Origin of the sequence: Kitasatospora sp. NPDC058243, from assembly GCF_042882025.1 — a bacterium.
Lineage (GTDB): Bacteria > Actinomycetota > Actinomycetes > Streptomycetales > Streptomycetaceae > Kitasatospora.
The window spans coordinates 65,692-76,804 of sequence record NZ_JBHVWW010000039.1; the positions used below are offsets into that span (position 1 = coordinate 65,692).

An 11,113-nucleotide genomic window follows, 5' to 3' on the forward strand; every position below is an offset into this window, starting at 1 on the left:
CTCACCCGCCAGCACCTGGCCGCCTTCGTCACCAACCAGCTGCGCCGGGGCCGCGGCCAGGTCACCGTCTACCAGATCATGGCCACCCTCTCCAGCGCCTTCAGCAGCGCCGTCCACGACGGCCGCCTCGCCCGCAACCCCGCCAAACCCCCACTGCTCCCCCGCCCTGCCTCCGCCCCGAGACGCCTGTGGACCGAGGAACAGACCGCCCGCTTTCTACGCTTCACCCACGTCACCGACCCCCTCTACGCCGACCTCGCCGAACTCATGATCGGCACCGGCATCCGAAAAGGCGAAGCCCTCGCCCTCCACTGGGACGACGTCCACCTCACCGACCGCACCCTGTTCGTCCGCGCAACCCTCTCCGTCATCGACAACAACCAACTCCTGCTCACCGCCCCCAAGATCAGGGCCAGCAGGACATGGGTCGCCCTCTCCGACCGCGTCGTCGACACCCTCGAAGACCGGGCGGGTTCACTGGCCTTCGGCGAGATCACCCCCGCCAGCGGCTACGTCCTCCACCGCCACGGCCGCCCCCTGCACCCCAAGAACGTCCTCGACCGCTTCCACCTGCTCTGCGACAAGGCTGGCGTCCCCCGCATCGCCCTGCACGACCTGCGCCACCTCGCCGCCAGTTTCGCCCTGGCCGCGGGCGTGCCCCTGCCCGTCATCTCCAAGACCCTGCGCCACCGCGCCCTGTCGACGACCGCGAACATCTACGCCGACCTCACGAAACTCGCCGCCCGCGCGGCCGTCGACGCCGTCGCCTGGATCCTCGATGGCGCCGACCACGCCGTCCTCGGCCAACCCGTCTGCCGCGCCCAGCGCCCCTGGCGCCAGCGCCCGCGCCTCCACCGGCAACTGGTCGCCTACCAGCAGCCCCGGCCAGAAGAACCGTCCACGCCCTGGCCGATGTGGCCCGGTGACCACCGTGCGACCACCAGCTGACCCGGAAACAGAAAGAGCCGACACTCGGTCTCCCAAGTGCCGGCCCTCGCAACCGACTTCACAGTCGGGACGACAGGATTTGAACCTGCGACCCCTTGACCCCCAGTCGCCCAGCCGTAGCCATCGTTGCACGTCAGACGGTAGACAGCCCGTGCTGTTCGTTCACCGAAGGACGCCTCAGAGGCAATGGTGATCGACGCGTGGTCCCCGGTTCTCCCCGCTCCAGACCCTCCCCGGCTCCGTCGCAGCTCTCGTGGCCCAAGCCGTTGGAGTAGCCCGGTCCAGACGGGGCCGCTCCGGGGCTCCGTCGGCCACGCAAGCCGCCCCCGTCACCCATTCCGCGGTCCGCCATGCATTGGTGGACGCTCAGGTGTTCGGGCACGAGCTCAGACTCTCCACTGTAGGTTTAGCCCTGTCATCAGCGCGGCCCGCCGGGCTTCCCTCCAGGGACATGCCCCCACCCGCACGAGTCACTTCGTGCTGCCTGGGAGCATGTCTTGCTGTTCCGCGACTCCGCGTCCGCGGTCGCCGCCGAGAGCCTGGCCGGATCACTGTTCGTACGCCTCATCGACCAGTTCGTCCACAAGCACGGCCACAAGCCCAGCCCGTCCGAGGTGCGGTCCTGGGAACGGAGCATCCCGGTCCTGACCAACGCGCTCCTGGACGCCGGACTCGGCATGGTCGAGGTACTCCTCGAGTACTCGCTCCCGCTCAACAGCAAGCGAGCCGACGTCATACTCGCCGGCGTCCACCCGGGCACGGGAGAATCGTCCTATGTGGTGGTCGAACTCAAACAGTGGAGCAGCGCGGCCCCGGAGGACGGTGAGCCGCTGCTCTGCCGGGTCGACACATTCACCCGACCGGTGCTGAACCCGATCGAGCAGGTCCGCGGCTACTGCGACTACCTCATCGCCTTCAACGGCGCGCTCGCCGCCCGCCCCGAGCGGCTGTCCGGGGTGGCCTTCCTGCACAACGCGACGGAGTTCGGCGTCCAGGGCCTCTACGAGGTGCCGCAGGACGAGCGCGGCCGGCTCTTCACCGCCGAGCGCCGCGGTGAGTTCGTCCAGTACCTCCGCTCGAAGCTGAAGCCGGTCTCCGGCGCGGAGGCTGCGGACCAGTTACTTGCGGGCAAGGTGGCCCCGTCCAAGCAGCTGATGGCGGTCGCCGCCGACGAGGTCCGCGAGCGCGAACAGTTCGTCCTGCTGGACGAGCAGCGCGTCGCCTACGAGCTGGTGCTGCGCGCGGTACGCCAGGCGCAGCAGTCCGACCGCAAGGAGGTCGTCGTCATCACGGGCGGCCCGGGTACCGGGAAGAGCGTCATCGCGCTGTCCCTCCTGGGCGATCTGTACCGGCGTGGTGTCACGGCCCTGCACGCGACCGGGTCCAGCTCGTTCACCACCACCATGCGCCGGATCGCCGGCGCGCGGAAGCGTGAGGTCCAGGACCTGTTCAAGTACTTCAACAGCTTCATGACCGCCGAGCGCAACGGTCTGGACGTATTGATCTGCGACGAGGCCCACCGGATCCGGGAGACGTCGGCCAACCGCTACACGCGGGCCGCCCAGCGCACCGGCAAGCCCCAGATCGAGGAGCTGATCGACGCCGCCCGGGTGCCTGTCTTCCTGCTGGACGAGCACCAGGTCGTCCGGCCTGGCGAGATGGGCACTGTGGCCCAGATCCGGGCGGCCGCCGCCGTGAAGGGCCTGGGCTGCCAGGTGGTCGAGCTGGACAGCCAGTTCCGCTGCGGCGGCAGCGACGCCTACCTGCACTGGGTGGTGCGCCTCCTGAACCTCGAGCCCGGTGGCCCCGTCGACTGGGAGCCCGACGGCAAGGTCGCCCTGGAGGTGGTCGACAGCCCCCATGCGCTGGAGGCGTTCCTCGACGCCCGCCGCGCGGAGGGATACGGCGCCCGCATGTCGGCCGGGTACTGCTGGAAGTGGACGACGAAGGTGGCCCCAGGAGACCCGCTCCCCCTCGACGTGCACATCGGTGACTGGGCCCGCCCGTGGAACGTGTACGGCGACCGCTCGATCGCCGGCGCCCCGCCAGCCGCGTTGTGGGCCACCGACCCGGCCGGCTTCGGCCAGGTCGGCTGCGTGTACACCGCCCAGGGCTTCGAGTACGACTGGAGCGGTGTCATCCTCGGGCCGGACCTCGTCTGGCGGACCGACCGGTGGATCACCGACCGGACGGCGTCCAAGGACCCCGTTTTCCGCAAGTCCACCACCGACGCCGACATCGACCGCCTGATCCGCAACACCTACAAGGTGCTGCTGACACGCGGAATGATCGGAACGGTCGTGTACTCGACGGACCCGGAGACACGCGCCAAACTGCGGAACCTGGTGGCCGGCCAACAGGTGGAGCAGATCGAGGTGGCGCACGGCCGTCGCGGCTGATCGGCACTCACAGCGCCGGGCCGACGGGCTCCCGGGGTTCGCCTCGGAATACCTGTTCGCCGTGCCACCGCCGGTGCAGGCCTGCGACCAGTGGAGCCCCTGCCTGCGGGCCGATGACCGGCCGTCCGGCCAACGCCAGCACGTGCTGGCGGCTTGCCTCGCTGCGTCCGACGAAGCGCTGTGAGACGGGTATGCGGCACCCCTCCCCAAGACCCAGGATGCCCTTGTCGAAAAGCTTGTGGTGCAAGGAGCGCAGGCACAGACCGTTGTCGACCTCATCCGGCCCGTCGTGGGATCACCAACGCACATGCGCCCGCTTCCGGTCCGACCGTGCTCGTTCCCAGCATTCCCCGGATGAGGACGAGCCTCATTCAGATCTCGCGCGCCTCACCGGACACCAAGCTCGTTCTCGTCGCCTGCGCTTGCTCCCTGGCCGACGGTGTGATCCGCCTTGAGTGGGAATCCGCGGAACTCCGCCGCGAGGACAGGTCATTGATCTGGCACCGCCATGAGCCCCTGCCCATCCCACGGCAGCGCTGACGCGACAGCTTCGCGCGCCGACGGTGAGCCCTTTGCCTCTGCCCCTGCGGGGCATGGCGGCGGACCGGCGTGCGTCTTGCGAGGTTCCGCTCGCTGATCCCCGACGCCAACGCGTCCACGCGGTAGGATCATTGCGCTGCGCACCTTCCCGGAGGGTACGAGGCCTAGGTTCCGTGCGCCCTCGACAGGCGGCGATTGACGGATGGTTGTGCCCGTCAGATGGTCAACATCTGACGTGAGCGTGGTTGCCCGGTAGGGTGCCCCCTGCCATTCCGATATCACTACCTGGGGATGGCCGCATGACCTCGATCGAGTACAAGCCTGCGCGTCGTGGACGGATCCGCAAGATCCTCACCGACATCGCCGTCGGAGTCGCCTCCAACATGCTGGTGGCGGCGCTGACCTCGGTGGCGCACCTGCTCTTCTGACGCAGGTCAGTGGCGGGCCCGGCGAGCCCGCCACTTCCACCTTTCCACACCTTCCGTCAGAACAAGCGGAGGTCGTTCTTGGGCTTCTTCCGTCCCCGCTTCGGATGGGCGTGATGCCATGGCAAGCTCTCCCGAGTCGGCCGCAATCCGTGGATCTCGGTCTCCCCAACAAGGCCCTTGAGGTAGGCCCGGGTCTCCTCGTCCGTGGAATAGAGCACCGTCGCCCGGCTGGCCCGGGTCATCAGCACGTGGTAGGCGTGCCGAATCAGGCGGGCGAACTCCTCGTCACCGACGCTACTCGCACTGACCTTCGGATCAAGCGATCCTGGAACTCTCACCCGTCTTACACCTTGCGCCGACTTCTCCGTCTCCTTGCCTCGGCGGAACACCCACTGGTCGTCCCGGCGCACCATGTCATCGCCCATGATCACTCCGCACCAGTCCCACTCGAGGCCCTGTGCGGTGTACACACAGCCGATCTGGCCAATGCCGTTCTTGTGCATCGACCACCTGACACCGGGCGGGACGCCGTCCGCGCAGAAGCTGTCGCTCTTCGCGTTCCACGGCTCGTGCCAGTCACCGATCCTGACATCCCGCTCCAGTCGCTTCTCCCGGCCCAGAGGCTCGGTCCAAGGCCAGCAGTAGCCGGCAACCATACGCGCGGATGCCCCGGCGCTCTCCTCGCCGAGGATGATGTCCCTGAGCGCGTCCGGCGTGTCCACCACCTCGACATGCATCAAGCCGTCCGGCGTCCAGTGCTCAGGTTCGTCATCCGACATACCGAGCAGCGCGTACACCCAGCGGACATACGCGTCACTGCCACCGCATCGGAACTGCTCGCGGAGGCCGTACCGCACCACCTTGGCTCCGCGCCGATCAGCCGCCTGCTGGATCAGGTCGACCGTGCCGACCTCCTTCGGACGAACGACCTGGCCTTCGTCGAGGAAGAACACCGTCAGCCGGGACGCATCGAGGAGTTCGTCCACCTGCGGCCGAGATCCCTGCTTCTCCGGCGGCCAGAACCGGTTCTCGGAGCGGTCACGGAGTCGGTGTGCCTCATCGCAGATCAGAACATCGAGCAGCGGGTCGGGCGTCGTGACATAATCGAAGAAGTAGGTGAAGGTCTCCTTGAACTCCCGGTCACCGACTCCGACGTGCTCCTGCATCGCCGCGTTGAAGGCCCTGCTCCCGCTGGCGTAGTTGACGTTCCGGCCAGCGGCCTCCAGCTCCGCCTTGATCTGCAGGCCGATAGCGCTCTTGCCGGTGCCTGCGCCACCGGTCACCAGGAAAACTACTCGTCGCTCGTCCGGAACCAGCGCGGACTGCTTCGAGGAGGGCAGTACCTTGGCAGCTGTCTCCAGGATCTGATCAGCCACCTCCTTCTGCCGCCCCCGCAGGGTGAAGACCGTGTCCGTGCCCCGGGACCACATCATCGCGTCGAGCAGCGGTGCGTTGCGCACGCCGATGCCCTGCAGTAGCAGCTCGGCCTCGGTGCCGCCGCCGTCAGCGGCAAAGTGTCCCTGCAAGTCGGTCAGCAACTGGCGGCGACGATCACCGGTGTACACCCGCGCATAGACACCCGTCGGTGCGTCCACGTCGATCAGCGGACGGACAGAGTCCTCAGTGGCGTTGTGCAGGTAGGCAAAGCCGCCGCACTCGATGTCGACCATGCCGAAGGGGCCCCGGCTGCCGGTGAACGCATGGTAGTACTCGCGCAGTTGCAGCGCAGGGTGCTTCTTGGGCTTCGCCAGGCCCGCCACGTAGATCTGGTCCGCAATGGCCCGCTCGACCCTGGTCACGGTCGACCAACGCTTCAGCTCCACCAGCTGGACGGACGGCCGATTCTCGCGCGGGTGGCGGCCCACCAGGACGACGTCCACGAGCCTGGGACTGCTCCCCTTGATGTCCTCGTCAGCAGTCGCGGCGCACTCAACGACCATCTGCACATTGCCACGATCAGCGGCGACCAAATCGTTCGCCAGACAAATCAGACTCTCCGCCCACGCAACCCGCTCCGTCTCCGAAGCCTCGTGCTCCCGGAACTTTCGCCACCGTTCGGCAAGATGCGGCACCATCCGGCGACGCGCGTTCAGAGTGAGCAGATCCTGCGCCGACAACTTCAGCAGGAGCATGGGCACGAAGGGACTCCCCCAGACCAGACCACGAGTGATTCGTGCGGGTTGGGGGCATGTCCTCAGCGGGAAGCCTGTCGGGCCGCAAACAGTACCGCCGATCCTACGTGCAGAAGCGGCCGTCAGTACACAATGCTCAGCGGCGATACGTACATCAAGAGATCATTCTCATCCCGGGCGGAGGCCCAGCCGCGCAATACCCCCAGTCGCCCGGCCATTGCCATCTCTGCACGTCAGACGGTAGACAGCCCGCGCTGTTCGTTCACCCAAAAAGCCCTCAAAGGCGGAGGTGAATAGCGCGTGGTCCCAGATCGCCCCCGACTGATGCACTGACCAGCGTCTCCAAGGAGCTGAACCAGTCGATGCCTTCGGCCCCGGCCAGCAGCTACGGGCGCCCACCCTCGCACGTCAGCCGCGACGAGGACTCATCCGCCCACGCCACTGATCCCCCGCCGCGGCCATCAGTTACTTTCCTTTGCGGCACGGCCCTGGGAGGGCTTCACCGGCCTTCTCTTCGATGTGTGCAACACACCACGGCTGAGCATGTTTCAGGAGGACACCACGTCTCTCGACCCTGCCCTCGACGACCCCCTGGGCCTTGGCCAACGTGTACTCGCCAGCCACCGCGGAACGCCGCCGCCAGCTCGATAGCGAAGTGCGAGGTATGCCCTACGTCCGGGTACACCAGCGCCCGTCCGCACGTGTCCCAATAGTCCCGAGCCACGGTTTCAGTCCGCCCGGAGCGAGAACCTAACCGGTTGAGACAATACGACCGCCGCTGAGTCGAGGTCCGCGAGTCTGGTGGCGAGTGTGGCCAGAGCCAGCCGCTCGGGGAGTGCCTCGTGAAACTTCAGTCCGCGCATGGCTTTCACATCGACGTCTGGCAGGCACAGCCGTGAGACCGCATCCGCCGTTCCGACCTTCCACATCTGTGGGGTGAGGTCGGTGCGTAGGCGCAGGTATTCGTCGGAGAAGCGCTGGCGTTCGTCGGTGAGGCCGGCAAGGGTGGCGGTGAGGGTGGCGTTGGCGCGGTAGCCAGCCCAGGTCCACCAGCGGATGTCGTCGCCGGCTCGGGTGATGACGGTGCCGCCGGGGTGGACGGTGTCGACGTTCTGTTCGCGCACGTGGGCGAGCTGTTGGGTGGCGCGGCGGGTGGGTTTGACCGGCGGGTCGGTTCCGAGCAGGACGTCGCGGGCGGACTGGTTGAGCGCGTAGGAGGTGCCGCTGTAGCCGGTGCCGAACCAGCGTGCGCGGCCGGCGAGGTCTGAGGGTTCGACATAGCAGCGGCGTCTGGTCCAGTCGATCCAGGTGACTTTCCAGCTTCGCCCACCGAGGAGGAGGACCCGGGGTCCGTCGATCTTCTCGGTGAGGAGCATTGGGTCGGTGCGGCCGATCTCCTGGCGGCCGGCGAGGACGGTGAATTCGGGTGGTGCAGTGAAGACGGCAGTGATGCCCATGAAGTGGCGGCGGCCGAACTTCTCCTCGGCAGCCGGGCCGATGAACAGCAGCTCGCCGTCCTGGTCGAGGAAGCCCTCGTTCACCAGGTGCCGCAGGATGGGTTCGGCGCTGCGGTCGAACGGGGGCAGGCCGTTCCAGCCCTGATTCCAGAGTCCTTGGGCGATCTTGTGCTCTTGCAGGCTGAGGGCCAGGAGTTGCTGGGCGACGATGTGCCGGGGCTCGGGCGGGGCGGTGACCGGTTCGATGTAGCCGCGGCCACACAGGACGAGGAGTGCCGAGGCGCTCAGGAGTGCCTCGTGGCTGCGGGCGAGGAAGAGGCAGTTGCGGGTGGATCCGGCGCGACGTCCGGTGCGGCCGATGCGCTGGAGGAAGGAGGCGACGGTGGTGGGGGCGTCGATCTGGATGACGCGGTCCAAGTCGCCGACGTCGATGCCGAGTTCGAGGGTGCTGGTGGAGACGATGACGCAGTCGCGGGCCTCGGCGAAGGCGGCTTCGGCGCGGCGCCGTTCGTCCAGTGACAGTGAGGCGTGGGAGAGGAAGGTGGTGACGCCTGCGGCGCGGAGTGCGGCGCCGAGTTCTTCGACGAGCTGCCGGGAGTCGCAGAAGACCAGCCGCTTCTCGCCTCGGTGGATGGCGGCGATGACCTTGGCTGCGTTGGCGGTTGATCCGACGTAGTCGAGTTCGATGTCTCCCGGTGGTGTCACCGTCGTGGCGTCGGCGACGGCCCGTGGGGCGAGGTCGACACCGGGGGCGACGACCTGGGCGGGGCGCCAGCCGCGGCCCGAGCCTTGCAGCCAGTGGAGGAGGTCGCCCGGGTTGCCGACCGTGGCGGACAGGCCGATGCGCTGGATGGGCCGTCCGGCCAGGTGCTGGAGTCGTTCGAGCACGGCGAGCAGGTGCCAGCCGCAGTCGTCGCCGGCGAAGGCGTGGACCTCGTCGACGACGATGGTCCGCAGGTCGGCGAAGAGGCGGTGCTGGTCGACCTTGGTGCTCACCAGCATGGCCTCGATCGACTCGGGGGTGGTGAGCAGGATGTCCGGCGGGTCGGTGAGGATGCGCCGGCGTGCGGTCTGGGGGATGTCGCCGTGCCAGAGTGCCACGCGCCGCCCTAGCCATCCGGCGTACGTTTCGAGGCGTGGCAGGAGGTTGTTCAGCAGGGCCTTCAGCGGGCACACGTACAGCACCGACAGGCCGGTCCAGCGGCGCTGTTCCATGGCGGACAGCAGCGGGAACGACGCGGCTTCGGTCTTGCCGCCGGCGGTGGGGGCGAGCAGGACCGCGTCCGAGCCGTCGAGCAGCGGGGCGATGGCCTCCTGCTGGAGGGGGCGGAGTTCGCGCCAGCCGAGGGAGTTGACGATGTGGTGGACGAGAGCGGGCTGGAGCCGGGACAGCGCGGCCGTCCCGGCCCCTGAGCCGGAGGGTGTGGGGGCACCGTTCATAGGTCGAGCTCGATGTCGCCCGCAGAAGCAGCGCTGCGTTCGGCTTCGCTCAGCTCGGCCGAGGAGAGGGTGAGGGCGTAGTGCCGGCGCGGGTCGAAGTCGTCGAACTCGTCGACCCGGTCGAGGACGTCGGCGACGAGTTTGCGCAGGAAGACGCGCGGTGCGATGCCGACCTGGCCGCCGAGCCCTCCGGTGACGGCGGTGGCGAGCTCGGCGATGTAGGCGTTGTCGACGAGTTCGGCGACCCGGTCCGGGTTGCGGGCAGGTCCGGCGTAGAGGTCCCTGACGCTGCGGCCGAGTTCACCGAGCCGCTCCAGGTCGAAGCCGGCGAGGCGCAGCTGGACCGCGCGGGGTGAGTCGAAGCGCGGGTCGGTCGTGAAGTCGGTGGCTAGGCACTGTGCCAATGGGGGGAGCCTCTGTACGCCCTGCTGTCCGTCGTAGAAGGCGGGTGTGCCGGTGATCACCAGGAATAGGCCGGGGAAGCGGCCGGCGTCGATCTCGTCCAGGAGCTGTCGCAGGGCGTTGAGGCCCTTCTCTCGGACGTCGCCTCGTACGCGCTGGAGGGTCTCGATCTCGTCGAGGACAAGCAGCAGACCGGGGTGTCCGCAGTCCCGCAGGACGGTCAGCAGGCCCTGGAGGAAGCCGAGGGCGGCGAAGTGGTCGAGGTCTCCGCGAACGCCGGCGGTCCGGCGGGCGCCGGCCGAGACGGACTTCTGGCCTCCGAGCCAGGCGATGAGCGCCTCGGCCGTTGCGGCGTCACCTGCGGCCTTGGCGTGGCGGTAGCCGCGCAGGGCGGCGGCGAAGGCGGGGGTGGTGCGGGCGACGTCGGCGAGGCGGGACTCCATGAGCGCGTCGACGGCCTTGCCGAGGGCTTCGGTGTCGTCCTCCGGTACGTCTCCGGCGTCGAGGACTTCCTCTTCGAGTGTGTAGAACCAGGAGTCGACGATGGCGCGCAGGGCGCTCGGGGCGTGGCTCGCGGTGGACAGGCGTTCGGTCAGACGTCGGTAGACCGTCTCCAGCCGGTGGAGCGGGGTCTCGGTCTCGGAGATCTGGATCTCGGCCGTGGCCAGGCCCATGCGCTTGGCCCGCTCGGCCAGCCAGCGGGCGAAGAAGGTCTTGCCGGAGCCGTAGTCGCCACGGACGGCGTGGAAGGCTGCGCCGCCTCGGGTGACGACGGTCAGGTCGTCGTCGAGGGCGCGCTCGAAGCGGTCGAGGCCGACGGCGAAGAGATCGAGCCCGAATTGGGGCACCGTGCCGCGGCGCAGGGCATCGACTACGTCGCGGCGGCGGGCCGCGCTCACGGAGGCCGTGTGTCCCCCGGAGGGGGGCTGAACCGTGTTCATCAGCTGTCCACCTGGAACTGTTCACGGGCGAGCGGCACGTTGAGCCGCAGCCTGCTTCCGTTGTCGCTGAACTCCAGCACGGGGTAGCCCTCTACGTTCAGGAGTCGTTGCAGTGTGGCGGCGAAGCCGTCGGCGTTGCGCCCTGCCTTGCCCGCTGCCGCCGCCACCGCGGTCAGGGACAGGACGCCGTCCGCTGCCACCAGGGCGTCGACGACGGCAGCCATGACCTCGGGCTCGGGCGGCTTGCGGACAAACCTCCGCTGGAAACGGAAGGTCTCGGACGCCACCAGCTTTGTCCCGAAGGAGGGGCCGTGTGCCGGGGTGCTCGTCTCGGAAGATTTCAAGTCCAGTGAGACGGTCGGGATGTTAGGAGGTTTGTGGGGCGGGTTCCCTGCGCTTGCTGGGGTCGTTGATCCATGCTGTCTG

Annotated in this window: 7 protein-coding genes and 1 pseudogene; 3 read left to right on the forward strand and 5 right to left on the reverse strand. The window is 68.3% G+C overall.

Annotation, left to right across the window (positions count from 1 at the left end; all coding sequences use genetic code 11):
• The first annotated feature begins 78 nt into the window (after nucleotides 1-78).
• Both ACFVX9_RS24290 and ACFVX9_RS24295 read left to right on the forward strand, forming a co-directional pair.
• Entirely contained in the window at nucleotides 79-948 is an 870-nt protein-coding gene (locus ACFVX9_RS24290) for a tyrosine-type recombinase/integrase (RefSeq protein WP_380485203.1), read from the forward strand.
• Nucleotides 949-1,445: 497 nt separating this feature from the next.
• Nucleotides 1,446-3,347: a DNA/RNA helicase domain-containing protein gene (locus ACFVX9_RS24295; protein WP_387983418.1), complete on the forward strand. Its 1,902-nt coding sequence runs from the start codon at nucleotides 1,446-1,448 to the stop codon at nucleotides 3,345-3,347.
• 7 nt (nucleotides 3,348-3,354) lie between these two features.
• Here ACFVX9_RS24295 and ACFVX9_RS24300 read toward each other — a convergent pair.
• Nucleotides 3,355-3,697, reverse strand: a pseudogene (locus ACFVX9_RS24300) (HNH endonuclease); the annotation flags it as partial.
• 489 nt (nucleotides 3,698-4,186) lie between these two features.
• Between ACFVX9_RS24300 and ACFVX9_RS24305 the strand changes: the two are divergent.
• Complete coding sequence (locus ACFVX9_RS24305; RefSeq protein ID WP_363586125.1) at nucleotides 4,187-4,315, forward strand: DUF6408 family protein; 129 nt, start codon at nucleotides 4,187-4,189, stop codon at nucleotides 4,313-4,315.
• Nucleotides 4,316-4,371: 56 nt separating this feature from the next.
• Here ACFVX9_RS24305 and ACFVX9_RS24310 read toward each other — a convergent pair whose 3' ends face one another.
• The 4 genes from ACFVX9_RS24310 to ACFVX9_RS24325 form a co-directional block, all read right to left on the reverse strand.
• Nucleotides 4,372-6,447: a DUF2075 domain-containing protein gene (locus ACFVX9_RS24310; RefSeq protein WP_380485198.1), complete on the reverse strand. Its 2,076-nt coding sequence runs from the start codon at nucleotides 6,445-6,447 to the stop codon at nucleotides 4,372-4,374.
• 728 nt (nucleotides 6,448-7,175) lie between these two features.
• Nucleotides 7,176-9,344 (reverse strand): DEAD/DEAH box helicase, encoded by a 2,169-nt coding sequence (locus ACFVX9_RS24315; protein ID WP_387983419.1) that lies wholly within the window; start codon nucleotides 9,342-9,344, stop codon nucleotides 7,176-7,178.
• Nucleotides 9,341-10,687: a BREX system ATP-binding protein BrxD gene (gene brxD / locus ACFVX9_RS24320; RefSeq protein WP_387983421.1), complete on the reverse strand. Its 1,347-nt coding sequence runs from the start codon at nucleotides 10,685-10,687 to the stop codon at nucleotides 9,341-9,343. The genes ACFVX9_RS24315 and brxD overlap by 4 nt, the downstream gene beginning before the upstream one ends.
• A complete protein-coding gene (locus ACFVX9_RS24325; protein ID WP_387983423.1) occupies nucleotides 10,687-10,974 on the reverse strand; it encodes a hypothetical protein in 288 nt (95 codons plus the stop codon). Before ACFVX9_RS24325 ends, brxD begins: the two co-directional genes overlap by 1 nt.
• Nucleotides 10,975-11,113 lie beyond the last annotated feature (139 nt).